General features: G+C 44.2%; 26 protein-coding genes and 1 pseudogene. 18 read left to right on the top strand and 9 right to left on the bottom strand.

Annotation, left to right across the window (positions count from 1 at the left end):
- The first annotated feature begins 59 nt into the window (after window positions 1-59).
- From AC6R00_RS16770 to AC6R00_RS16725, 10 genes are read left to right on the top strand one after another with little or no spacing between them, the layout of a single operon-like run.
- Window positions 60-509, top strand: coding sequence for a head completion/stabilization protein (locus AC6R00_RS16770; protein ID WP_500641443.1), 450 nt, complete (start codon window positions 60-62; stop codon window positions 507-509).
- On the top strand, window positions 509-973 hold the full coding sequence (locus tag AC6R00_RS16765) for a phage tail protein (RefSeq protein WP_500641240.1): 465 nt from the start codon (window positions 509-511) through the stop codon (window positions 971-973). Before AC6R00_RS16770 ends, AC6R00_RS16765 begins: the two co-directional genes overlap by 1 nt.
- Window positions 970-1,479 carry a phage virion morphogenesis family protein gene (locus tag AC6R00_RS16760; RefSeq protein ID WP_500641239.1) on the top strand — a complete coding sequence of 170 codons (510 nt, stop codon included), beginning with the start codon at window positions 970-972 and terminating at the stop codon, window positions 1,477-1,479. The genes AC6R00_RS16765 and AC6R00_RS16760 overlap by 4 nt, the downstream gene beginning before the upstream one ends.
- Window positions 1,479-1,661: a DUF2635 domain-containing protein gene (locus AC6R00_RS16755; RefSeq protein WP_152472119.1), complete on the top strand. Its 183-nt coding sequence runs from the start codon at window positions 1,479-1,481 to the stop codon at window positions 1,659-1,661. Before AC6R00_RS16760 ends, AC6R00_RS16755 begins: the two co-directional genes overlap by 1 nt.
- Window positions 1,658-2,791, top strand: a complete 1,134-nt coding sequence (locus AC6R00_RS16750) for a phage tail sheath subtilisin-like domain-containing protein (protein WP_500641238.1) — start codon at window positions 1,658-1,660, stop codon at window positions 2,789-2,791. The genes AC6R00_RS16755 and AC6R00_RS16750 overlap by 4 nt, the downstream gene beginning before the upstream one ends.
- 3 nt (window positions 2,792-2,794) lie before the next feature.
- Window positions 2,795-3,160, top strand: a complete 366-nt coding sequence (locus tag AC6R00_RS16745) for a phage tail tube protein (RefSeq protein ID WP_019274354.1) — start codon at window positions 2,795-2,797, stop codon at window positions 3,158-3,160.
- 10 nt (window positions 3,161-3,170) lie between these two features.
- Entirely contained in the window at window positions 3,171-3,851 is a 681-nt protein-coding gene (gene gpM / locus AC6R00_RS16740) for a phage terminase small subunit (RefSeq protein ID WP_500641237.1), read from the top strand.
- The gene (locus tag AC6R00_RS16735; protein ID WP_137356963.1) at window positions 3,835-4,122 is read left to right on the top strand and encodes a phage tail assembly protein; all 288 of its coding nucleotides are present in this window, start codon (window positions 3,835-3,837) and stop codon (window positions 4,120-4,122) included. The genes gpM and AC6R00_RS16735 overlap by 17 nt, the downstream gene beginning before the upstream one ends.
- Window positions 4,122-4,265: a GpE family phage tail protein gene (locus AC6R00_RS16730; RefSeq protein ID WP_080927273.1), complete on the top strand. Its 144-nt coding sequence runs from the start codon at window positions 4,122-4,124 to the stop codon at window positions 4,263-4,265. Before AC6R00_RS16735 ends, AC6R00_RS16730 begins: the two co-directional genes overlap by 1 nt.
- Before the next feature lie 36 nt (window positions 4,266-4,301).
- Window positions 4,302-6,191 carry a hypothetical protein gene (locus AC6R00_RS16725; RefSeq protein ID WP_500641236.1) on the top strand — a complete coding sequence of 630 codons (1,890 nt, stop codon included), beginning with the start codon at window positions 4,302-4,304 and terminating at the stop codon, window positions 6,189-6,191.
- Window position 6,192: 1 nt separating this feature from the next.
- Here AC6R00_RS16725 and AC6R00_RS16720 read toward each other — a convergent pair whose 3' ends face one another.
- Window positions 6,193-7,638 (bottom strand): hypothetical protein, encoded by a 1,446-nt coding sequence (locus AC6R00_RS16720; RefSeq protein ID WP_500641235.1) that lies wholly within the window; start codon window positions 7,636-7,638, stop codon window positions 6,193-6,195.
- Window positions 7,625-8,092, bottom strand: a complete 468-nt coding sequence (locus tag AC6R00_RS16715; protein ID WP_500641234.1) for a hypothetical protein — start codon at window positions 8,090-8,092, stop codon at window positions 7,625-7,627. The genes AC6R00_RS16720 and AC6R00_RS16715 overlap by 14 nt, the downstream gene beginning before the upstream one ends.
- Before the next feature lie 406 nt (window positions 8,093-8,498).
- On the opposite strand from AC6R00_RS16715, the gene AC6R00_RS16710 reads away from it, so the two are divergent.
- Window positions 8,499-9,173 (top strand): Rha family transcriptional regulator, encoded by a 675-nt coding sequence (locus AC6R00_RS16710; RefSeq protein WP_500641233.1) that lies wholly within the window; start codon window positions 8,499-8,501, stop codon window positions 9,171-9,173.
- A 157-nt stretch (window positions 9,174-9,330) separates the two neighbouring features.
- Complete coding sequence (locus AC6R00_RS16705; RefSeq protein WP_500641232.1) at window positions 9,331-10,029, top strand: spondin domain-containing protein; 699 nt, start codon at window positions 9,331-9,333, stop codon at window positions 10,027-10,029.
- 144 nt (window positions 10,030-10,173) lie between these two features.
- On the opposite strand, the gene AC6R00_RS16700 is transcribed toward AC6R00_RS16705, so the two are convergent.
- From AC6R00_RS16700 to AC6R00_RS16685, 4 genes are read right to left on the bottom strand one after another with little or no spacing between them, the layout of a single operon-like run.
- Window positions 10,174-10,533 (bottom strand): hypothetical protein, encoded by a 360-nt coding sequence (locus tag AC6R00_RS16700; RefSeq protein ID WP_500641231.1) that lies wholly within the window; start codon window positions 10,531-10,533, stop codon window positions 10,174-10,176.
- A gap of 3 nt (window positions 10,534-10,536) precedes the next feature.
- Complete coding sequence (locus tag AC6R00_RS16695) at window positions 10,537-10,875, bottom strand: hypothetical protein (RefSeq protein ID WP_500641230.1); 339 nt, start codon at window positions 10,873-10,875, stop codon at window positions 10,537-10,539.
- Between the two features lie 39 nt (window positions 10,876-10,914).
- Window positions 10,915-11,280 carry a hypothetical protein gene (locus AC6R00_RS16690; RefSeq protein ID WP_500641229.1) on the bottom strand — a complete coding sequence of 122 codons (366 nt, stop codon included), beginning with the start codon at window positions 11,278-11,280 and terminating at the stop codon, window positions 10,915-10,917.
- 43 nt (window positions 11,281-11,323) lie between these two features.
- Entirely contained in the window at window positions 11,324-11,797 is a 474-nt protein-coding gene (locus AC6R00_RS16685) for a hypothetical protein (protein WP_171381405.1), read from the bottom strand.
- Between the two features lie 341 nt (window positions 11,798-12,138).
- Here AC6R00_RS16685 and AC6R00_RS16680 point away from each other — a divergent pair.
- A pseudogene (locus AC6R00_RS16680) lies at window positions 12,139-12,393 on the top strand (IMP dehydrogenase); the annotation flags it as partial.
- Window positions 12,394-12,502: 109 nt separating this feature from the next.
- On the opposite strand, the gene AC6R00_RS16675 reads toward AC6R00_RS16680, so the two are convergent.
- Window positions 12,503-13,639: an SEL1-like repeat protein gene (locus AC6R00_RS16675; protein WP_500641228.1), complete on the bottom strand. Its 1,137-nt coding sequence runs from the start codon at window positions 13,637-13,639 to the stop codon at window positions 12,503-12,505.
- A gap of 44 nt (window positions 13,640-13,683) precedes the next feature.
- Entirely contained in the window at window positions 13,684-14,205 is a 522-nt protein-coding gene (locus AC6R00_RS16670) for a hypothetical protein (RefSeq protein WP_500641227.1), read from the bottom strand.
- 625 nt (window positions 14,206-14,830) lie between these two features.
- Between AC6R00_RS16670 and fusA the strand changes: the two genes are divergently transcribed.
- A complete protein-coding gene (gene fusA, locus AC6R00_RS16665) occupies window positions 14,831-16,843 on the top strand; it encodes an elongation factor G (RefSeq protein ID WP_500641226.1) in 2,013 nt (670 codons plus the stop codon).
- Window positions 16,844-17,177: 334 nt separating this feature from the next.
- Window positions 17,178-17,807, top strand: a complete 630-nt coding sequence (locus tag AC6R00_RS16660) for an exonuclease/endonuclease/phosphatase family protein (protein ID WP_500641225.1) — start codon at window positions 17,178-17,180, stop codon at window positions 17,805-17,807.
- Window positions 17,808-17,835: 28 nt separating this feature from the next.
- Here the strand turns inward: AC6R00_RS16660 and AC6R00_RS16655 are convergent, their stop codons facing one another.
- On the bottom strand, window positions 17,836-18,552 hold the full coding sequence (locus AC6R00_RS16655) for a 4'-phosphopantetheinyl transferase family protein (RefSeq protein ID WP_500641224.1): 717 nt from the start codon (window positions 18,550-18,552) through the stop codon (window positions 17,836-17,838).
- Between the two features lie 175 nt (window positions 18,553-18,727).
- Between AC6R00_RS16655 and AC6R00_RS16650 the strand changes: the two genes are divergently transcribed.
- From AC6R00_RS16650 to fhuB, 3 genes are read left to right on the top strand one after another with little or no spacing between them, the layout of a single operon-like run.
- Entirely contained in the window at window positions 18,728-19,492 is a 765-nt protein-coding gene (locus AC6R00_RS16650; protein ID WP_500641223.1) for an ABC transporter ATP-binding protein, read from the top strand.
- Window positions 19,486-20,367: an iron-siderophore ABC transporter substrate-binding protein gene (locus tag AC6R00_RS16645; protein ID WP_500641222.1), complete on the top strand. Its 882-nt coding sequence runs from the start codon at window positions 19,486-19,488 to the stop codon at window positions 20,365-20,367. Before AC6R00_RS16650 ends, AC6R00_RS16645 begins: the two co-directional genes overlap by 7 nt.
- Window positions 20,364-22,340 (top strand): Fe(3+)-hydroxamate ABC transporter permease FhuB, encoded by a 1,977-nt coding sequence (fhuB, locus tag AC6R00_RS16640; protein WP_500641221.1) that lies wholly within the window; start codon window positions 20,364-20,366, stop codon window positions 22,338-22,340. Before AC6R00_RS16645 ends, fhuB begins: the two co-directional genes overlap by 4 nt.
- Window positions 22,341-22,352 lie beyond the last annotated feature (12 nt).

The raw sequence follows: 22,352 nt of genomic DNA, 5'->3' as shown, positions 1-22,352 counted from the left end.
AGCCTTGGCAGAAGCAGAGTTCAGTGTTTGTCTGCCCGCATTTCTCACGAGGAACCATGATGGAATTTGTCGGTGATAAAAGCGAAACCTACGACTCAGAGCTACCAGCTACGGCAAAGTATCCGGTGTTGAAGCTAGCAGAGTTTCAGTCTCTGTTTCATTTCATGAGCAATGAAACAGAGGCAGGCATTCTGCATCAAGCGAGTGTGTCACGTATCAAAGTACACAAAGAGTTGGAGTGCGTCATAGCGCCTTACGAGGACCTAAACGCACTTTCTAGGGATAAGTTTGAAGATGAAGAAGCAGGCGCAACGCTTTACAAGCAAGCGGTATTTGCTTTAACCGCCAGTGAGTTGATCGGTATTCAGTTAAGTGGGGATGCGACAGCGGAAGCAGCGCAGCGACAAGAAGCGTTAACAGACAAAAAGCAGCATTGCGAAGTCCAGTATCGCCACGCTATCGACTTGCTCGTTCATGGTCACGAAACCTACTGCTTTGAGGTGGTGTGATGCAAGCGCTACAAAGCCTGACTGAGCTGTTTAAAAACCACATTACTGATTCGAAGAGCTTAGATATCTGGGTAGAAGATGGCGCTCTGTTTTGTGGTCAAGGACCATTGGTCGACGGCTATGAGTTGGAATACACGGCAATTGTTTTTGTTCAGAACGCGAGATTAAAACCGCACATTCTGTTTATGCACTTGGTGAATTGGCTCAACAATCATGATCCGGAACGAACAGAGAAAGGCTTACCAGCACCGACGTTTGCGACTCAGATGCTCGATGATGGCAAATGTGACATCAAGATAAAAATCGACCTGAGAGAAAGTTATTCACTGGCAGAGAGTGAGCAAGGCAACTGGAAGCAGCAAGGGACCCTATATGAGTGTATCAGCGAGTTTGAGGCGGCTGTGCAGGCGGATGAACTGAATGAGCTGGTTTACTTCGTTGGTCATACCAAGGACTTGCCATGAAGACCCTAGAAAGCCCAGAACAGCTGACCCAGTTGGTAGATGTTTTAGTTATGAAAGCGTCTGAAAAGCATGACTTAAACCGCCGAATGGCAAACCGAGCTCGGCAGTTTTTCAGGCAGCAAGTCAGAGCGCAGCGAGACATTAGCAACAACCCATATCAAAGCCGAAGGCCAAAGACTCAGCTTGATGATGGAGCCAACAACAAAGACATGCTGCTGGGTTTTGCTCAGGCACTACGAACACGAACCAGTGACAAAGGGTTTGAGGTTGGTCTAACGGGCTCTGTGGGTGTCATTGGCCGTGAGCACAATGAAGGTGCTCAGGTCTCTTTCACCACAAGGGTAAACGGCTTCTTCGATTCGAAGGTGGGACAGTGGCAGGGTGGAATACTCACTAAACGAAATTATCACATGCCCAAACGTACGTTTATCGGCTGGACGCCACAGCTCGAAAAAGAGTTGTTGGCGATGGCTGCAGAACACTTTGCACTAGAGGATGCAACCTAATGCGAACATTTAAGGTTAAGCCGAGCAGCAAAGGCTTACTGGTTCGAGACCCTGAAACCAGACAACCGCTGAAAGCTGCGGGAGAAGTGAAACCGCGCAATACCTACTGGCTACGCCGAATCAAAGATAAATCCGTTGTTGAGGTTAAGGCGAAACAACAAAAACAGGAGACTGAAGAATGAGTATCAGCTTCTCAGAAGTGCCGAGCAATGCTCGTGTTCCGGGCATGTATGTCGAGATTGATAACAGCCTGGCTAACAGTGCTGAAGACCAGCAACTTTGCCTTGTGATCGGCAATGCCGCCGATGGTGCCGCGGTAGGGGCAAACACAGTAAAGCTTTGCATGGATGATGCAAAAGCCGCCGAACACTTTGGCAACTCAGATATCGTTAAGATGGTGAAGTTCTTCCGCAAGCAGGATGAAACCATGCCCGTGTATGCGGTGAGTGTGGCCAGCAATGACACCATGTCTGCGCTTGCTGCATTGGGCGATAAGCAGTATCACCATATCATTTGTTCATTGAATGACGAGACCACCATTCGTGACTTGGGAGAGTTCTTGGAAAAGCGCTACGACGCGCTCAATCAAATCCCTGGTCTGGCGTATCTACCAAAGAAAGGCACACACTCGGAGCTGGTGACCTTTGGTTCGAAAAGCAATTGCCCACTGATCAGCTTTATGTCGATTGATAGCTTGGGGGATTCATCGAATCAGGTGTTGTCGGATGCAGAAGCTGTTGCTGCTTGGGCAGGGCAAATTGCCCCTTCATTGGCCAATGACCCATGCCGACCCCTACAAACCCTCAAGTTGAGTGGCGTGTATTCAACAGCGGAAACGGAGTTTGACTGGGCAGAGCGTAACTTACTGCTTCATGAAGGAATGGGTACTTACACGGTCACGCCGAGCAAAGAAGTACAGATTGAGCGCTCGGTAACTGCGTATACCGAGAATGCGTCAGGTATCGCCGACAACAGTTACCTCGACATCATGACACCGGCAACCGCGATGTATTTCCGCCAGAAGCAGCGTTCACGCATCCTGAGTAAATACGCGCGCCACAAAGTCGCAAAGGACGGTACCAAGTTTGCGCCCGGTCAGGTCATTGTTACGCCAAGCATGTTCAAAAGTGAATTGCTCGCATTATATCGGGAGCTGGAATATCAGGGCATCGTGCAAGATTTTGATGGCTACAAAAAGTCTTTGATTGTCGAGCTCGACCAGACCAACAAACAACGCATCAACTATCAGGATTCACCGCAGTTCGTGAATGGACTGATCATCGTTGCAGGTAAGATTCAATTCAGGAAGTAAGCCATGGGAACAACAATTACTAGCCGCGCGGTACTTAATGCCGGTTCATTGGGGCGCTTACCAATCAAAGAGGGCGCGGAAATCAACTTCGGTAACCTCAAGCGTGAACCAGTTATGGGTGACGATGGTGTGCTTGGCCACAGCGAGTCTTATGAAGAGGCGCCATCCATTAAGTGCGTCATCGCCCACGCGAGCAATACAGATGAAGATGCCATTAAAAAGTTCGTCGATGAAAACATCACGCTCGAGACGAACAGTGGCAAAACCTACACCTTAACCGATGCGTGGGTGGGCGACCCGCTAACGTTGGCCGTGAAGGAAGGTCAGCTGGAAGTCATGTTCTATGGCTACGAGCTGATCCCACAATAAGGAGCGAGCCATGTATTCAATACTCATGAAGCGTCAGGCGCTCACCAACAAGCCTAAAGTCGTGCAGATAGAGCAATCGAATCGACCATCGGCGTTGAGTAAGCCCTGGGAAGAAGTCCAGTTGATGCTCAAACAAGATTTATCTTACGTTCGAACCTTGGCGGGCTCAAAGGAGAAGGACCCATTCAAAGAGTCTTTGATCGAGAAGTACCGCTCAATCGTCGAAACCCTGCTTGAAACACATCAAGGCAATTACGCCAATCTTGATGTGCTTTGGTGGTTCTTCATGTGGCATGTTGATTTGGGACTGCTGGAAACCATCCACGATGATTTTCGCAATGCCATCGGTGCAGGGCTGGAAACACCGCACAACTGGAAAATGAACGGCCAGACAGCCTATTGCGGCTATGTATTCAATTACTCTCTGGAAGCCCACAAAGCCAACAAAGAGTATGAACGTAGTTACTTGCTCAATGCTGTGCAAGATTTGCAATCTGGTGAGCTGGCAACCAATGCACCACTAAAAGTGAAGATGTATCGCTTGGTCGGTGACTGGCATTACGAAGAAGGCGAACGCGAACTGGCGTACCAACTCTATGAACAGGTGATGAAGCTGGACCCGGACAAAGGCGGCTGCAAAACCAAACTCAAAGAACTAAAGGAAGAATTGGGCTATGGCGACACCGATTAAACACAGCAGTGAAGTGAAAAAGGTTAAGTTGGCAGTACCGCATGAGAAAGACGGCGAGATGATTGAAGAACTTGAAATCACCAAACCGCACTCGGGCAACCTGCGGGGTTTAAACCTCATCAAAGTGTGTGAAATGGATTTCGAAACAGGGCAGATTCTGGTGCCAAGAATCACCTGCTTGAGTGAGCGAGATATGCTCAACTTAGCGCCAGAGAACTGGGCGCCAGTACTGACTGAAATCGCCTCTTTTTTCGTCAACACGAAACAGTAATCGAATACGTTGAAGACTACTACGCAGATATAGCAGTAGTGCTGGGCTGGCAGCCAAGCGAATTGGATAGGCTTAGCTACGAAGACTTATTGCTGTTTCGGGAGAAAGCCAGAGTAAGACACGAACGGAAAGAGAGCGAATAAGCTCTCTTTTTTGCATCACCAATAAGGGATATCACCATGAAAATGAATCTGTCAGTTGTGATGGGGATGAAAGACAAGATATCCGCACCGCTTAAGGGTATCTCCAGCGAATCAGATCACTACGCAAAGGTCATCAAGAAGGTGCAAAAGGCGCAGGCAAATGACACCGCTGCACTAGGTATGATCGCTTCATTCAAAAGCTCGCAGAAAGCGATAAGTAAGAACGCCCTCGCGATTGCAGCCACTAACGAAAAGCTCACCGAACTCAAAGCCAAAGCGGCATCCGCAACGCGCCCAAGTGCTGCATTGACAGAGAAGATCAGCAAACAACGAGAGAAGTTAGACAAGCTTAACTCAGAACAAACGAGCTACAAGAACAACCTGGTTCGGCTGGGTAAACAGCTTAGCCAGACAGGCGTGAAAATGTATGACCTGGAAGGTGAAAGCGATCGGCTAAACCGAAGCTATAAAAAGCACGGCAAAGAGATTGCGCGCCTTAGCAAGAAGTACTCGATTTTACAGGGTGCAATGAAGCCCATTCAAAAGCTTAATGGGGCAATGCGCTTACCAAATGTTGCCTCCGCCACGGTAGGCAAGGGCGCTGCTTTATTGGGTGGCGTCAGCTTGGCTGGATTGGTCTCAGAGGTAAACAGCACTGCAGAAGAGATGGACAAGCTGGCGAAGGTCGCTGGTAACCTGAACCTGCCGATTGAGGAGCTGCAAGCCATGCAATCCCAAGCCAATCATGCAGGCGTTGAAAGCGATGCGTTGTCAGGCTCTATGCTCAGATTTACGAAACGTTTAGGCGTATTGCAGAAGACAGGAACAGGAGCTCTGGGTTCATTCCTTAAGAAAAGCGGTAACTCACTCTATAAAGACTTACAGGGAGCAGAAGATACCCAGCAAGCTTACGAAATGCTGCTTGATGCATTTTCAAAGCTAGAGTCACCTCAAGAGCAGATGGCATTTGCCGATGCTGCGTTTGGGCAGGATGGGCGCAAAATGTTAATCATGCTCCGCGAAGGTACACAGGGGCTAACCGCTGCACGTAAAGAACTTAATGCTCTTGGCGGAGGTGCAACCGCTGAAGACGCAGCAAAGGCAGAAGCATACAACGACGCACTGCAGAAAATTCAGGAAAGTGTTCGTTCGATGAAGTTTGCCGCACTCGCGCCAGTGATGGAGAAAGTCACCAAAGTCTTTACCCGCTTCTCAGACAAGTTTAAAAACGCGCAGTGGCGTACAGAGTTTATTGAAAAGCTCATCCAAACCGTCGACGGCCTGTATCGAGGTTTTGCTTTCTTAGGTAAAGGGCTTATCTGGGTATCGCAAAATTTCAAAGGCATTGTGGCGGCACTCGCTATCTTTAAAGTTGCGATGATTGGCCTAAACGCTGCCATCATGGCTAACCCGATTGGAATGATTGTGGCAGCGGTAGGTGCAGCGATTATCGCCATAACCTACTTAGTCGATAAGTTTGTTGGTTTAGATAAGGTCATCAAGTGGGTAGGGGAAAAGGTGGGCTGGTTATGGGAAAAGTTCAAAGCCCTTATAAACAAACTCCCAGATTCACTGATTCCAGATGATTGGAAGATAGAAACCGAACAGGCAGGTAAACAGGTCGACAGCCTCGCCAGCAAGCTCGATGGCATTAAAGACAAAAACGCCAAACTCGGTATTACCACTGAAGAAACAGCAAACCGCCGTGAAACAACCAGCTCACAATACCAGGCGTATCAGTCAGGAAATCTGACTACGCCAAAGCAATATCAAGCCTACCAACCACTTACTAGCCAGACTTTGAAAAGCAAATCCGAAGTCGAACTTCGGATTAAGTCAGATAAGCCAGTAATAGTAGACAAAGCCAAGAGTGAAAAGGGTACCGAGCTTAACTTGGATCTGGGTAGTTTGGGTTTTAGCTACTAATTTAAAGGTTCACCATAGAATTTTTATCGCGTTCTTTCTGCTCTTGAGTTAAGTGGTCTAGAGTAGTTTCCAGTTGAGTTAGTAATTTGCTCATCTGATTTATGCTTTTCTTATCCTCTAAAATATGTGGTCCAACGAAGCGGGCATAAGTATGAAGGTTGTAATATAAGTCGTCTCTAATATTGGTTAACAACATATCGAGTAGGTCTAAATTGTCAAATGTTTCGGTGAAACGACTTTTCGCCCAGTAAGTGTACATTAATGAACTCCTATCTGAATAATCAGCTACTAAGCCAGAACTTTCTTGAACTCCGAGGCAAATAACTCTATACGCCGCGTTAAAAACCTTTAGATATTGGGAGTTTACATTAGGAAGATTGACGTCGAACAAGCCCCAACGCGTATAATTGAAGCAATGACTTTTGATTTTATCTGCTACATCATCATTGAGCTGGGGATGCTCAAACTCGACGCTGCACTTAAAGAAATTGCTCAGCATTGAAGCCGAGTAATGAAGGTGCTCTAAATAATCATTGACCTTAAAAATATTTACTATAAGTTGAGAAGAACCTTTATGTGAAACATCACCATATGAAGGTCTGTTATCAAACCTCAACTTTAGTTCATCTTCTATTTTTTTAATTGTTTCAAATAGTTTAGATACTTTTGGCATTGAAGGCTTGGGCTCAGCTATTTGTGCTGTAATCACATTGAGCTCTTCGAAATAAACTTTTAAGGCAAGTAAGATGTTATGTTCTGAATTTTCATCGTCCACTTCATCTTTGCACCGACGCTCAATAGATTGATACAACATGTATTTATGAGTATAAGTACATGGATAAACTGAATGGTTTTCAAGATCACTTAATAATTCATAAAAGTCATTTTTAAGCAATGCAGAGTGCTGTGCCTCTCTGAACTTACTATTATCTTTTTCTTGCTCCTCTTGCAGTTTCTTTAAGGCGTTGTTCTGGATTATCAAGTAAATCAATGTTCCGACAGTTCCAAGAGCTCCAAGTCCAGTCGCTATGTCACCTGCATTCTTCCAACTAAAGTAATCAAAACTGGGTGTTTTGGGTTGAGCTTCGGCTAAATCTACTCCCTGACTAAAAGAGCTTGATGGTAAAGAAAAATTGAGAAAGTGGTTAAAGAACAGCACTATGAAAACTATTAGTAACAGACCAAACCCTGCATATAGCAAGACCTGTAGAACGGTTGTTCGGACATTCACCACGTTTACATAACCATTTTCGCCCTTGAATTTTGCATGTTGATAGACAACGAAAATGAAACCAAAAATCGTTGCTGCACCAGCAACCCAAGAAAGTAAACTCGAGTAGAGCTTGGAATCATGAGGTACAAACAAGCCTAACGCTGACCCAATTAGTAGCCAAAAGAGCGTAGAAACAAGAACAGTTATAAATGGTGGTATTCTATTTTGTGTCATTATTCTCACTCGCGTTAGATAATTTGTAGAACTTATTGATTACAGACTGATCTATTGTGGAGTGCATCTTCGTTGCTTGCACTAGATGTTCAAGATCTTCTAATCGCATTTTTAGTTGGACTTCTAGAGCATGAATCTGTAAATCCTTAAACTTGATGTCTTCTTCCAATTTTTGGACTTTATCAAATTGAAGATTAAGCGTATCAATCAGCACCTCAATATCCTCTTCTTTACGTAACAAGAGTGTATCCAACCGACTGGTTTTGGCGTGTTCTTCGGATAAAAGAGATTCCGTGATAGCGAGTTTCTCCACTAACGGAAAGGATTGAGTTTGCGAATGCTTGACCTTACCGTCTTCCTTGAAGGAATAGAGGATTATTAACGCGAAAAATAGCCCGATAAAAATATCTCTTATTCTAGCTACGCCGCGTAAAGCCTTGATGCTTTCTATCATATTAATATTCAAAATAATTCTAGAGCTAGGGATTCTACACCATATGCAATCCCACTAACCAACTGAAAAAGAGACAAAACGCGAACATACGTTGACACAATTCACGTCATGGCGATAAACTTCAACGGCACTGGCAAAATCCGGTGTCGGGATTGGTACCCCGCTTTCTTTCCACAGGCGCATAGACGCCAGCTTTTGCTGGTTTTTTTATGTGCGGCTTCGGCACACTTAAACATGGTGGTTTTGCTTAACTATTGGGCAAGATGCAACTGAATTATGGTGGGCTGGGCAGGGCAGCTTCGGCTGGCCGCGACCTGTGGAGCGGTAGTACCAACCTTGTTCAGTTCACCACCCGAAGATTGGTACCTTCGTGTGGTGATTCAAAATGAATCCACAGGAGGCCATCATGCCTAATACAACTTCCCTTACCCTGACTGTATCTGATCTTGTCTTTAATCAAGGCGAGAAAGTCCGTACTACTTCTCTTAAAGTCGCAGAAGCGTTTAATAAGCGGCACGACGATGTTTTGCGTAAGCTAAGAAGCCTTGAATGTTCACAAGAATTCATTGACCGCAATTTTACGGGCAATGAATATCAAGACAGGAGAGGGCGCTCATTGCCTCTCTATGAAATGACTAAAGATGGCTTCATGTTCCTAGTCATGGGCTTTACCGGAAAGAAAGCAGCGCAGATAAAGGAAGCCTATATCAACGCATTCAACCAGATGGCCAATCAACTCCGCAGCGCCATGCCTACACCTCCTCCCGCTCAATACCAACTCCCCGAAACCTGTCTACCTAACTTCTACGACTCCGGTTGGTTACCCGCACTCTACAAACGTTGCCCAGCAGAAAGCCATTGGACATATCACATCAAGTTTCAGATAAGACCAAAAGCCGGGAAGTTCTGCGCGAAGTTTGAATTAGGAATAGGGGGCAAAGGTGAAGACAAGCCGTGGTTTGAATCCAGCGGCTCCGAGTTCATCGACAGCGGTTTCTACCTAGAGTATCGAGACCTAAATGAGCTGTGGGAGAACGTTCGTAAAGTGTTGGCCAAGTATCAGGCTAACAGTCCGTTCTAAATAAAAAAAGAGAGTCAGTCCAACTAAAGTTGGCTAGCTTACCAAGAGGCATTAAAGCTGGCGATAGGGTTGTTGGTTAAATGCTTCCACTGTGTGAAATATATGTTCAGCAAAGCCGGTCTACAAAAGAACGTATCTAAATGTTTGGAGATTGGCTATGCAATGGAACATATTTACCTCAAAAACGGTTTGGATATTTCTATCTACTCTTAGTCTTGTTGCCTGTGGAGGTGAGTCTAACTCAAGTTCGAATACATCAGTATCGTATGTCTTAACGTTCACTAGCAACTGGAACTCTACGAACTTTCCAACAAATTTTCCGGTAAATCCCCATTTTTCTTCTTTGATTGGCATGACACATAATTCTTCTGCGAGTTTGTTTAAAAGCGGGACTTTAGCCACTGCGGGCTTGGAAGAAGTGGCTGAAACAGGTGGAACGAATACGATTAAGTCGGAAATAGGAGACATTCAAAACCTAGGGAATAGTCAGTCGTTGATTGAAGGTAATGGGTTGCCTACTGGGCAGACACAGGTGCAAGTGCAGTTTAGCGTAGACACGGATTTTCCGCTGGTTAGTATTGTTACAATGGTGGCTCCGAGTCCAGATTGGTTTGTGGGTGTGGATAGCCTAAATTTGTACCAAAATGGAGCGTGGGTGGACGATTTGACAGTTGAACTAAAAGTTTATGATTCCGGTACTGATGATGGTGTGATTTTTACGTCCGCGAATGCTGATAGTTCTCCAAAGATCAATGTTAGTCTTCTAACATCGAATGCTGCCGATACTGATTTCCTAAATGGTGTCCATAGGACTACTAGTACACACATAGGAACATTTACTTTCAAACGCCAGTAAATTTTAATTTAATGTCGAAAAAGCGCTGGTGAAAATGGGAGTATTAATTAAAAACTTCGTAAATTGCCGTTAAACAAGTCTTCGGCACTAAAGATAAGCGCCGAGCTTAGGCTCGGCGATTTTGATTTGAAGTCAAAAAGTTATCTATTTAATGTACAAAGCCGTAACTTGACACACATTATCCTCTGGCCCCCATGGAGTAATTGTATCATCGACTTCAATTCTGATGTTTTTTCCAGTGGTCCATGCCATCAATAGAATAGATAGTAAATGTGTGTCTTCTTTTAGTAGGTCTGCAGCATCCTGACGACATGTTGTATCCCCCCAAGCACCTGGATTGACGTAAATTCTTGTTGAATTTTCACTGTTTGGACTTGCAGGGCGCTTGGTTGAAATCGGATGAAGTTGAGTTACCGTCACTTCACGAATCGCGTGTTTGGCGTAAACCACATTTGGAGTAACCATTAGCAGCAATACTAATACTGTTTTTAGTTTGGATATCATTTTCTAATCTCTCGCACTAATATATCGAGCCTCGCAGCTTTGACCGCTTCCAGTAACACCAATACGAATACTCTTTTGCGTGGAATACGATGTTAATGCAGTGGACAGCATTGCTTTAGGACTAGGTTTGTCCTTAGAACTGAGCCAGACAATGTTATTTGTACAATTCCACGATGCAGACGAAGGATTTGGACTTTCAAGATTTTTTAGTCCAACCCACGCGCTTTCGTTTTCCATCGCAGTCACCATGTTGACAGTTGCTGTCCAGTGAACTTCGTTATCTGACGCGAAAGAAGGTGTTGCCAATAGTAATGTTGTCAGTAATGTAGCGAGCTTTTTCATTATTATCTCTCATGTTGATATGTTGAATTGCAGCTAGGGCTAAAGGCTATCATTCAACCTGATTTGCTCTAAGTAACATACGTTTGAAGCTCCTTTTAGTGAGTCATCAACTCTAACTCGAATCTTCTTACCGGCCATATAGGCACTTAGAGCCATACTTAAGTGAACTTTACCTTGCTCATTATCTTTAATTAAGAGTGCTACCAGTGATGTAGAATCTGCGACATAGCAGGTACCGGCAGTTTTAAAGCCGTTAACATAGAGCGTTGCAATGCTTGAAAAAGAATTACTTTGGGAGCTTACTATTTCGAGAATTTCACCAGAATATTCGAATCGCTCACAATACGCGCTTGAAGCAAACAAAAAACTAAGTAAGAAAAACAGTTTTTTCATAATAGAAAGCATGAGTCTGATCCTATCAATTGTTTTTGGTTAAAAGTTGATTAGGTTATTTTCTGTAGCAAGTCAGCTTTTCGTTATCACCGCTTTCTAAGACAAGTTTATTGTTGTCGAGTGAGAGTACTTTAGATTCTCCTCTTTGACCTTTTTTCGGCATAAAAGAGGACATAAAACCTTTGATTGAGGCTGTATATTCATTGGTAGGTTTAAAACTGATTTCTTCGTAAATCTCATACAAATTATCGTTTTTCAATTCCCAACGCGCGGTTCCTGAGATATCAAAGGACAAAACATTGTCAGTACCTTCCATCTTCATGTACATAGAGGTGTCAACAGAGACTTGCCCATCTTTACTGTAGACAAGAACTGTATCTTCTTTGTAATCATTTTGAATAGTTCCGCACTTCCAACTCCCTGGTAGTAGATCATTGAAATGGGATGTATCGACCGGTTCCTGAATATGCGAGGTACATGCCGCTAAGAAAAAGGTACTAGATGCGAATAAGCAATGTTTTAAGTTCATTTAACAAACCAACTGTTTATAACGTTGTGATTGAGAGCTGTAACTAGATGATTTCTTGGTTATAGCCCACAGATTTAAAGTAAGATTTTCTGAGCCGAGATTCTAACGTATTGATGATGTATATAAAAAGTGTTGTATCTATTATTTGTTTTATTAATGCTGACTCGTATCACATGTCTTAATAAAGAGGTAAGACTGAACGTGTAGAAAGTGGCGACAAAAGTGGCGGCACTCATTGGAAAACTACGTTAAATAGGGTAACAAATCGCCATTTATAACTGTTTTTATATACATGTAAAATGGATTAAGGTATTGAAATATAATGATTATATGACTTGTCTTTGAAGTTCTACGGCATGTCTTCTCAGTCTGCTATGGACAAGCACTCAGGTGGTGTGGCTAAGTACCGCGCTGCTGAAGGAAAAACCGTACTATTGCCATACCGAGGCTCTGTTCACGGCACTATCTCAGACATCCTTGGTGGTGTACGTTCAACTTGTACCTACGTAGGCGCAGCAAAGCTTAAAGAGCTAACAAAGCGTACAACCTTCATCCGCGTACAAGAGCAAGAGAACAACGTTTTCGGTAAAGAGTAACTTCATAACTATTCGGAAAATACGAACTATTAAGGGCCGCTTTTAGCGGCTCTTTTTTCCTAGATATACAGTTTGGTTTTGTTGCTCGCTCAAATCAAAGGGTAGTCACTCAATCTAAAAGAATGGGAATTGGGCAGTTGCTATAGTTTGGTTTGATATTTAAGCAAAGGGCATATTTTTGCTCAGCTTCGTTAATTTCAGATTCAGTCAATTCTCTTTTTAGGGTTGTCAGAATTGTTTTGGCTCCTTGATTTTTTTGAGCTGCGATCTTGGACCATATGTACGAACTCTGATAGTCCTGTTTGATTATCAGACCTCCGAGAAACATCTTCGCGAGATCTTCCTGTGCGTCGACTTGACCGTTCATAGCAGACTGAGTGCACCAGTCGACGGCCTTGTGGTAATCACTTTCGACCTGTTCACCATGGAAATACATATGACATAGTTGTAACTGCGCATTTGGATCCCCTTTTTGGGCCAACGCTGAATACTCTTCGAAAGAGAATTCATCGAAGGCAAGCAAATTCTGTCTGCCATTGTAATCGTTTCTATCTGCTGCTTTTTTAAACCATTGCCAAGCAAGTACCTTGTTTGGTTGTACACCTATGCCGTCTCTGTAAATAATTCCCAACATATTAGCAGCGTTTCCATCGCCATTATTCGCAGCGGTGAGAAACCAATGTATGGCCTTAGAAGAATCTTTTTCTACGCCGTAACCATTCTTGTAGGCTATTCCCATGTTTCTTTGTGCAGGGGCATAATCTTGCTCGGCAGATTTCATAAACCAATAAATGGATTTGTTATAGTCTCGAGTCGTTCCTGTACCGTATTGATATGCGAAAGCAAGGCTATTTTGAGAAGGAGCGTAACCTTGTTCAGCGGCCAAGCGATACCAGCGTGTGGAAGCCGCCAAGTTGTTAAAACCGGCAATGCCATCTTGGTACAACCAGGCAATACTATCTTGAGCAAATTTATTTCCTTGCATTGCTGCTTTGCGATACCAATGTTCAGCTTTGCGATAATCTTTTTCAACGCCTTCACCATATTCGTACAACTGTCCTAAATGAAATTGAGCAGTGTCATACCCACTTCGGGCCTCATTTTCTATTTCTTGTAAAGAGAGAGAAGAAAATTCGGTTTCAAGGAAAGCCTGCCGGTCTCGCTCCCATCTCGTGAACGTACCTTCTTGAGTAGCACAAGCTGACAGTAGGATAACTATGTACATTAAGATTAACGCGTTCTTCATAGATAAAACCCTTTAAATTTATAATTTTGATTCGCAACGTACCACTATTCATTGCTATCAGTTGAAGCGGAAGGCGTAGCTTTATCACAACTAAGGTGAGTTCCAGGCAACGTCAGTGTCATTGAACTGCTACTATGTGGTTCGACAGATATATTAATCATTTCTTCTAGGGTGCTTTCATTCTCTAGCAACCGCGTAAGTTTCTTTCTGAAGGTTTCTTTATTTGTCTCAACCGCAAATTTGTGGTGGAACTCTGTTAAATCAGTGATGAAAGGATCTCGCATCCAAACACCTTCGCTTTTAGCTGTTACCGTTAGTGGGGAGTCTAAGTTTTCACTTGGCATAGTCAATTTAGCTGTTACGTGAAGTACTCCATTTTCCTCATAGTTTCGATATATCTGTATATCACTAAAAAGAGCAAATTCGTCTTTGTACTTAGGGGCACAGACCCATTCGCCAATGAAGTAACTTCTATCAAGATCCATGGTTTTGTTATTTTCTTCATAATGCGTAGTACTACATCCATTGAGCAACATAAGTAGAAGTATGGAAAAGACTTTTTTCATAGCTTAATTAGACCGTAATTGTATTCATGTTATTCACACTGCAATCGAGGCAGAATTCTTCTCTGTTATGAAATCAACTCTTACGCAATAACGCTCGCGACAAATATTTAGCTCCGGATAATTGTCTTTCTATCACCCACTAAAATTCAATGATTTAACCAAATGGAGCTTCCAAATAGTTACAGAGAAAGTAAACTTTAACTTATTGATAAGTTTTATAGAAATGGATACTGGTATTATTTAGGTTGTTGATTCTGATGTTTGTCACAGTTATGACTAAACGCGCCATAAATTGTACTATCGCGTAGCAAGTAAAGTGCGGGCATGAATGAAAAGCTCGTCTTGGTTGATTACGTTTTATTTCAACCAATAAAGTGCATTAAAGTGACTTCATTATAACCAATTCACTCTCAATTGATGCAGCTCAAATCTCAACCTCTTTGGCTATGAAATAAGTCACATTAAAATGGGGTTATTTGATGCATGCTAAACTCATCTTCAATGAAAGCTGAAGTTGGTCTTTATGCATAGAGTGATCCGCAAAATGACATGGAAGACGAGTAGGCGGTAAGCCCGCCGCTCTAGTGCTCACTACGTTCCGAAACTCATTTTGCAAGGAGGCTCTATGCCTATCAATAAGATTCGAAATATCGCATTTGTTGGTCAAACGGGTACTGGCAAAACCACTTTAATCGAAAAGCTTCTCCATACCTGTCAAGCAACAAGAACCCTAGGAAAGGTTGAAAAAGGCGATACCATTACAGACTTTGATGCTCAGTCGATTCAGTATCAACATAGTATCGAAGCCACCCCTGTGACTATGCGCTATGACAAGCATCGACTGAACATCATTGACACTCCGGGGCAAAATGAATTGCTTGGTCGGGCGCTAAGTGTCTTTCCCGCAGTAGAAACCTCAGCGCTTATCATCGACCCTCAACAGCCTATCACTCAAACATCTCAACGTTTATTTGCTTTTGCCCAAGAGCAGAAAAAATGCCAAATGATCATAATCAATAAGCTTGATGTTGCGGCGAGTCAACTCTCTCAGCTACTGGATGAAATCAGCGATAAATTTGGTGACTACTGCTTGCCGATTAACTTGCCCACCAGTGATGGAAAAGCGGTGGTTGATTGTTTCTTTGAGCCAAACATGAATGTAGAAACGTTTATCAACGATGTCGAAGCGGCTCATGAAACACTTATCGATCAAGTGATTGAGGTTGATGAAGAGTTAATGGAACTCTATTTAGAGCAAGGCTCGGAGCTCACGCCGCAGCAACTGCATGACCCGTTTGAAGAGGCTTTAAGAACCGGGCATATCATCCCAATTTGTTTTGTCTCAGCCGAGACAGGCGCAGGAGTGGATCTACTACTTAGAACTCTGTCTGAAATTATGCCGATGCCAAATGAAGGCAATCCACCTTTGCTAGAGAAAAACGGCAACAAAGTAAAAGTGAACTGCGAAACATTAGAGCACACCGTCGCGCACGTTTATAAGGTCAGCGTTGATCCTTATATGGGCAAACTTGCCTACGTTCGCGTTTTCCAAGGTGAGATCAATGCGGGCAGCCAGCTCTATGTCGGGGAGAGTAATAAAGCCTTTAAAGTTGGCCACTTATACCAGCTGCAAGGTAAAGAACGTACTGAGATCCACCAAGCATTAGCAGGCGACTTTTGCGTATTGGCGAAAGTGGATGAGCTAGAGTTTGACTCTATTTTGCATGATTCTCATGACGAAGATGATGTTGAGCTAAAAACACTTAACTTCCCACAGCCGATGTATTCACTGTGTTTGAAGCCGATCAAACGTGGAGATGAACAAAAGCTTAGTGATGTGCTGAACAAGATCTCGAGTGAAGATCCTTCATTGAGGATTGAACATAGAGCGCGTACCAATGAGACCATCATCAGCGGTCAAGGGGAGTTCCACCTTAAGGTGGCGTTAGAGAAGATGCAATCGGTCTACAAACTTGAAGTCGAAACCGGTCAGCCTAGCGTCGAGTACTACGAAACCATTACTAAACCCGCCGAAGCTCAGTATCGTCACAAAAAGCAAAGCGGCGGTGCAGGGCAGTTTGGTGAAGTACAGTTAAAAGTTGCGCCACTTGAGCGAGGTTCAGGCTTTCAGTTCATTAACAAAGTGGTTGGCGGTGCGATTCCTACCGCGCTTATTCCAGCGGTTGAAAAGGGAATTAAGCAAGCGTTAGAAGAAGGAGCGATTTCAGGGAATCCGATCAAAGATATTGAGGTGACGGTGTTTGACGGCAAGTACCATTCGGTTGATTCGAAAGAAATCGCCTTTGTGATTGCGGGTAAGAAAGCCTTTTTGAAAGCAGTCCAAGAAGCGGGGCCGATTGTATTAGAGCCGATTGTGCAGATGGAACTGGCGATACCAACCCATTATGTCGGTGATGTTTCGGGAGATTTGTCGGGTAATCGCGGCTTAATTGAGGGTACAGAGCAGATTGACGCGAACTATACCTTGCTGCAAGCCAAGTCACCCATTAATGAACTGCAAGATTATGCAAGGCGATTACGCTCAATAACGGGAGGAGAAGGCAGCTTTAACATGAGCTTAAGTCACTATGAGCCAGCACCACCAAGTGTACAAAAACAAGTATGTTCAGAAACTTAGCAGATAGGACTAAGGTTTCTTGGAGAAAGTTAAAAAGCCGCATCTGCGGCTTTTTGTTGTTTGGTCCTAATCAAACAATTGGTTTGAATGCCACTGTAGCCAAGCCCGCTATTTAATCTACAACCAACTAATAGGTGCCCAACAAGGTATTTCTTAGTGAACTACTTCTAACGACGGCGTATCAAGTCTCGATCAGGCTAGTATCCGAAGCTCGTAAACTGCGCACATCCAGCAACTTTAGTACACCTTATGTGTTATGTTGAATAAGATGTTGGTTAAGCGTACTCTCTCATTGAGCAATGAGTGTGGTCAGATGGATATAGTTGGAGGATAAATGGCTATCTCAGTAATCTCTTGGAATATGCAGGGTGGTGTAGCGAGCAATGCAGACAAAGACCTGACGTTAAAGACGATGTGCGCACATTATGATGTCGTTATGGTACAAGAGTGTGGGACAATCGCTACGCTAACCCAATTTGCAGGAAAGAGTGTTATTGGGTCACTCCAAGCGGGAGCATTGAATAATAGGTGTTCTGTGGCAATTATTACAAATAAGCACTCTAAATACGATATAGCGTACCTTTCTACCTCGGGCCGCCCGATTATAAGTGTATTGGTTGGCGATGTTTGGTTATCGACGATACACGCAACATCGGGAGGTGTTGGAGGTACGGATCTTACAGCCAGTTTGGTGTACGCTACAAAAACCTTGGTTGGGGCAGATGGTAAGTATATGTTGGGAGGAGATTTCAACATCCTATTCAATGGGGAAGAAAACAACATAAATGTTGGAACAAGTTATCGTCCGGATATCTATAGTCTTCATACGTTTAAAAGGAGAACGCACAATAGCGGCGCAAGCCTTGATGCGTTCGCATCTAGATCTATAGAAATAAAAAGTGGGCCGAGCGTGGTCGTTGAAAAACTATCGGACCATTACCCAATAACAACGAGCATTGCATAGGGATTCGTTCGTTGAGGTGTAGTCCCTGTCACGCCTCGGCAACGCACAAGACGTAGTTTTCACACGGTTTGTAGTGGCATAGGAGTAAAGGGAAGGCTTTCCTTCTTAGTAAGCTAGGTGATGGAGAAAACACTAAATGATCAGTGCTTACATCCACTAGCTCAACGACATCAAAATCAAGGACTTCTTTTACCTGTGGGTAGATAGCTTTATAAAGCGCTTCTTTGGCAGAAAATAGCAGAGTCACTTTCTGCTGATAAGAAAGATGAGTATCTTGCAGCCTTTCTATTTCTACATCTTTGCAAACAAGAGTCGCGACGTCTTCTGTTTCTTCATGTGAAAACCAGTGCTGGATGTCGATACCTAAGTAAGTATCAGGAATCGCTTCACTTGGAATTGTTGCTGCGATAGCAAGGTTTTGACTGTGCGAGATTGATCCTTTTAGTGCCTCTGGGAAAAGCGGAGAGCGATCTGGGTTGATTTCAACGCCTTGATATTGACCAATTGCACTCATTGAATAGTGAGCTGCAACACGACCTGCTATGAATTCTGCTTGGCGTTTATGATGGGCTTGCCTTATCTGTAACGGTAGCCACTGTGAAATTTTCGAATCTAACAAAAATTGCGAGGTATCGAATTTAACGACGCAGACATCGATGCTTCGGTTCGCTAGGGTAAAAGAATAGTTTGGACATAGGGACAACCATGTTTTCGATAAAATAACTGATGCCAATCGTTTGTCCATTGCTCTTTACTAACTCACTCTTTTTACAACCGCGGATTACCCTAACAATATTACCAATAAATGCAAATGAAAATGGTTTGCATTTATGTATTTACTGTTATATAAATTCCACCTTGTTAATCAGTCGTGTTCTATTGATTAACCCTATGTAAAAAGAGAGTTTAAGGGAAATGATATGCTCGAAGCTAGAAAGCTAGCATTTAGCGTTGGTGACAGAGCGCTGCTGTCAGATTTTGATATGAATTTTGAACCTGGCAAAATTTACGCACTCGTAGGCCACAATGGTTCTGGTAAATCGACGCTACTTAAACTTCTTGCCCAACAACAAAAATTAACGAACGGTGATGTCGTGTTGCAGGGCAAATCAATCTCCCAATGGTCTGATAAAAAGTTCGCTCAGCAAATTGCGTATCTTCCTCAGCATCTTCCGCCAACCGATAGCTTATCGGGCAAAGATTTAGTCAGTTTTGGCCGCTACCCATGGCACGGCTTACTTGGGCGTTTAACGAGCCAAGACAAACAGTTTATAGAACATGCCATGCAAATGACCGATACCGCGAAGTACGCAGATCGTCTTGTGGATACGTTGTCGGGCGGTGAACGGCAGCGAGTTTGGTTAGCCATGCTTTTGGCGCAAAGAACGCAGTATTTACTTCTAGATGAACCCTTGTCAGCGCTTGATATTGCCCATCAAATCGAAATGCTTGAACTCATCAAAAAGCTCGCGGCGGAGCTTGAACTCGGTGTGTTAATCGTGATTCATGATATTAATATGGCCGCGCGGTTCTGCGATCATATTGTCGCGCTGCATAGTGGTAAGATGATTGCACAAGGCTCGGTTTCAGAAGTCTTTACTGAAACTCAATTGCGCGATATCTACGGTATCAAAATGCAGATAGCCGATCATGCGGCAGGATATCCGGTGGCAATGCCATGCTAGGTTTTAAAGCAGTTACTACTCTTTGCCTGTTGGCGTCTATAGTGGTGACGCCCGCATTGGCGGAAGATAAGCATTCAGATATCCCGTTGCGAGTTATGTCCATTGACTGGTCTCAAACCGAAACTATGCTTGCGCTAGGCATTACGCCAGTCGCGTCTGCGCAGCAATCTGATTACAACGATTGGGTCAGAAGCCCCAAGATTCCGGATGAAACGGTCGATGTAGGGCTAAGAACTCAGCCAAATCTAGAAAGGCTTTCAGAATTAGAGCTAGACACTATTTTTCTTTCTCCGCGCTTCTCTTCGCTCGAGAATCAGCTTTCTCGTATTGCGCCAGTGAAAGTCCTGGGCTTGTACAAGGTGGGAGAGGTGAACTGGGAGGCTGTAACGGATTTTACACGTCGTATGGCAAAAGAAGTTCATGTGGAAAGCCAAGCCGAAGATCTAATAGCAGACAGCGAACAAGAGTTAAAAACGCTTAAGAGCAAACTGCCATCCAATCTTGCTCCGGTGTTACTTGTTCAGTTTATGGATACCAAGCATGTGCGCGTGTTTGGGGAAAACAGCATTTATAAAGTGGCGTTGAATCAACTCGGGATTCAAAACGCTTGGAACAAAGAAACAAATGCGTGGGGCTTCAATTTAACAGGTATCGACAAGTTACAGGGTATCGAAGGGCAGATTGTAGTGATTGAGCCGCTGCCTGCAGGAGTTAAAGAGCACCTAGTACAAGATCAATATTGGCAATATTTAGTTAAGCAAACAGGTCACCCTTCATTATTGGTTGAGCCGACTTGGAGCTTTGGCGGTCTGCCTTCCGCGTTACGTTTTGCCAATCTGATCACGGCTGCATTGACTGAAGAGGTAACACAATGAGAATGCTATCTCTAAGTCTTGTTGCGATACTTGCGGCATTTACTCTGGCAATCGTTGGATTCCAATTAAACACATCAGGTAATTTTTCTGCGGGTATTAACAGTTTGTTTCGAGCGGATTGGATGTCTCCGGAATCCGTTAAGCTTCATCTTACTTGGTGGCCTAGATTCTTTACGACATTAATTGCTGGTGCTGCATTAGCCGCTGCTGGGGTTTTGATGCAACAAGTTCTGCGTAACCCACTGGCTTCTCCTTCAACTTTAGGAGTGGCGAGTGGTGCAAGTTTTGCGCTGATGTTGGCAACCTTATACGCTCCATGGTTGCTGACTTTTTCTAAGTCTCTTATCGCGCTCCTTGGTGGTGTCGGTACCATGGCCTTGGTGTTTGCACTATCCTGGCGTCGTGCTTTATCACCCACCGTCGTCGTTGTCTCTGGTCTAGTGATCAACCTCTATTTTGGAGCGGTCAGTACGGTTCTACTGATGATGAACCAAGACAAGTTAGCGGGTTTAATGATTTGGGGCGCGGGCTCTCTTGTTCAGACTGGATGGGCAGATATTACTTACCTTGCACCAAGATTAGCGTTGGCGATCGGCATCTCTTTCATATTCGTTAAGCCGTTAACTCTACTGGAGTTATCGGAAGAAGGCGCTAAGAGTCTAGGCGTTTCATTGGCTAAATTGCGGGTAATCTGTCTTGGGTTAGCAGTACTACTCACTTCTTGGGTAGTTGCAAAGGTTGGCGTAATTGGTTTTGTTGGATTAGCGGCACCAGCCATTACTCGTGCAACAGGTGTCAATAGGTTAGTACCCAAACTAATCGTTTCCATGCTGCTAGGTGGTTTACTACTGACATTAACAGATTTACTTATTCAGCAGCTTCCGGGCATCGCCGCCATGATTATTCCTACTGGTGCAGCCACGGCAGCACTTGGCGCACCTTTATTGCTTTGGCTGCTGCCTAGGTTATCAATGCGCAGTCAAACACAGACGCAAACAGTGATGACGCGCCATAGTGAACAAGTGAAATCGCTCAATCGAAATGCGATCGCCTTAGTTGCTATCTTACTACCCATTGTTTTGTTTGTTTTTAGTACCACTTCGATTCAGAGCTCAGGTTGGCAATGGTTAGTCTCCTCTGGCGAGTGGAACCTATTAGAATGGCGATGGCCGAGATTAGTCGCTGCAGCGTTGGCTGGGGTGATGCTTGCTTGCGCGGGTACCGTTATCCAAAGGCTAAGCGGCAACCCAATGGCGAGTCCTGAAGTGATAGGTATCAGTTCTGGTACGGCTTTGGGGCTAATTATCGCAATGTTCTCCGGTATTGGCGTGAGCTTAATCGGTTTGTACTTAGGTGGTCTGTTAGGCGCTTTGGCCTCTCTGTCTGTGATTGTTTTGCTCAACCGCAAGTCGGGCTTTCAGCCTGAGCGTGTTTTGCTGACAGGTGTTGCTATTACAGCACTGATGAATGCAGTACAAAGTTTTGTTCTGGCGGGAGGAGATCCTCGAAGCTATCAAGTTTTAGCGTGGCTTTCTGGTTCTACCTATTACGTTACCGAAGCAACACTTATTCCTTTGGCTGTCGCTGCTATCGTTCTAGTAGGGCTGAGTTTTGTTACCGCTCGATGGCTAGATATTCTGCCACTAGGGGAGGCAAGTTCGCGTGCCCTGGGTGTTAAGGTCAGTCAGGCGAGAGGCTTATTGTTGTTGCTCGTTGCTTTGCTGACAGTGAGCGCGACATTAGTTGTTGGGCCCCTTAGTTTTATTGGATTGATGGCTCCCCATTTAGCACGCTTGTTTGGGTTTAGTCGCGCTCGTGAACATCTTATCTGTTCCTCACTTGTCGGCATGGGTCTAATGCTATTGGCGGATTGGCTAGGTCGTCAGATGTTGTATCCACAAGAAATTCCTGCAGGTCTAGTAGCATCTTTGATTGGTGGTATGTACCTAATGTGGGGACTTCGTAGACTCTAAAATCGATTGGGG

The organism is Vibrio sp. R10-SF1-ISO8 (assembly GCF_059833805.1).
This window is presented reverse-complemented; position numbering and strand designations above follow the sequence as displayed.

Bases quoted from the DNA above. Each gene is read 5' to 3' on its own strand.
- AC6R00_RS16770 (WP_500641443.1), top strand. From the start codon at position 60: ATGGAATTTGTCGGTGATAAAAGCGAAACCTACGACTCAGAGCTACCA.
- AC6R00_RS16765 (WP_500641240.1), top strand. From the start codon at position 509: ATGCAAGCGCTACAAAGCCTGACTGAGCTGTTTAAAAACCACATTACT.
- AC6R00_RS16760 (WP_500641239.1), top strand. From the start codon at position 970: ATGAAGACCCTAGAAAGCCCAGAACAGCTGACCCAGTTGGTAGATGTT.
- AC6R00_RS16755 (WP_152472119.1), top strand. From the start codon at position 1,479: ATGCGAACATTTAAGGTTAAGCCGAGCAGCAAAGGCTTACTGGTTCGA.
- AC6R00_RS16750 (WP_500641238.1), top strand. From the start codon at position 1,658: ATGAGTATCAGCTTCTCAGAAGTGCCGAGCAATGCTCGTGTTCCGGGC.
- AC6R00_RS16745 (WP_019274354.1), top strand. From the start codon at position 2,795: ATGGGAACAACAATTACTAGCCGCGCGGTACTTAATGCCGGTTCATTG.
- gpM (WP_500641237.1), top strand. From the start codon at position 3,171: ATGTATTCAATACTCATGAAGCGTCAGGCGCTCACCAACAAGCCTAAA.
- AC6R00_RS16735 (WP_137356963.1), top strand. From the start codon at position 3,835: ATGGCGACACCGATTAAACACAGCAGTGAAGTGAAAAAGGTTAAGTTG.
- AC6R00_RS16725 (WP_500641236.1), top strand. From the start codon at position 4,302: ATGAAAATGAATCTGTCAGTTGTGATGGGGATGAAAGACAAGATATCC.
- AC6R00_RS16720 (WP_500641235.1), bottom strand. From the start codon at position 7,638: ATGACACAAAATAGAATACCACCATTTATAACTGTTCTTGTTTCTACG.
- AC6R00_RS16715 (WP_500641234.1), bottom strand. From the start codon at position 8,092: ATGATAGAAAGCATCAAGGCTTTACGCGGCGTAGCTAGAATAAGAGAT.
- AC6R00_RS16710 (WP_500641233.1), top strand. From the start codon at position 8,499: ATGCCTAATACAACTTCCCTTACCCTGACTGTATCTGATCTTGTCTTT.
- AC6R00_RS16705 (WP_500641232.1), top strand. From the start codon at position 9,331: ATGCAATGGAACATATTTACCTCAAAAACGGTTTGGATATTTCTATCT.
- AC6R00_RS16700 (WP_500641231.1), bottom strand. From the start codon at position 10,533: ATGATATCCAAACTAAAAACAGTATTAGTATTGCTGCTAATGGTTACT.
- AC6R00_RS16695 (WP_500641230.1), bottom strand. From the start codon at position 10,875: ATGAAAAAGCTCGCTACATTACTGACAACATTACTATTGGCAACACCT.
- AC6R00_RS16690 (WP_500641229.1), bottom strand. From the start codon at position 11,280: ATGCTTTCTATTATGAAAAAACTGTTTTTCTTACTTAGTTTTTTGTTT.
- AC6R00_RS16685 (WP_171381405.1), bottom strand. From the start codon at position 11,797: ATGAACTTAAAACATTGCTTATTCGCATCTAGTACCTTTTTCTTAGCG.
- AC6R00_RS16675 (WP_500641228.1), bottom strand. From the start codon at position 13,639: ATGAAGAACGCGTTAATCTTAATGTACATAGTTATCCTACTGTCAGCT.
- AC6R00_RS16670 (WP_500641227.1), bottom strand. From the start codon at position 14,205: ATGAAAAAAGTCTTTTCCATACTTCTACTTATGTTGCTCAATGGATGT.
- fusA (WP_500641226.1), top strand. From the start codon at position 14,831: ATGCCTATCAATAAGATTCGAAATATCGCATTTGTTGGTCAAACGGGT.
- AC6R00_RS16660 (WP_500641225.1), top strand. From the start codon at position 17,178: ATGGCTATCTCAGTAATCTCTTGGAATATGCAGGGTGGTGTAGCGAGC.
- AC6R00_RS16655 (WP_500641224.1), bottom strand. From the start codon at position 18,552: ATGGACAAACGATTGGCATCAGTTATTTTATCGAAAACATGGTTGTCC.
- AC6R00_RS16650 (WP_500641223.1), top strand. From the start codon at position 18,728: ATGCTCGAAGCTAGAAAGCTAGCATTTAGCGTTGGTGACAGAGCGCTG.
- AC6R00_RS16645 (WP_500641222.1), top strand. From the start codon at position 19,486: ATGCTAGGTTTTAAAGCAGTTACTACTCTTTGCCTGTTGGCGTCTATA.
- fhuB (WP_500641221.1), top strand. From the start codon at position 20,364: ATGAGAATGCTATCTCTAAGTCTTGTTGCGATACTTGCGGCATTTACT.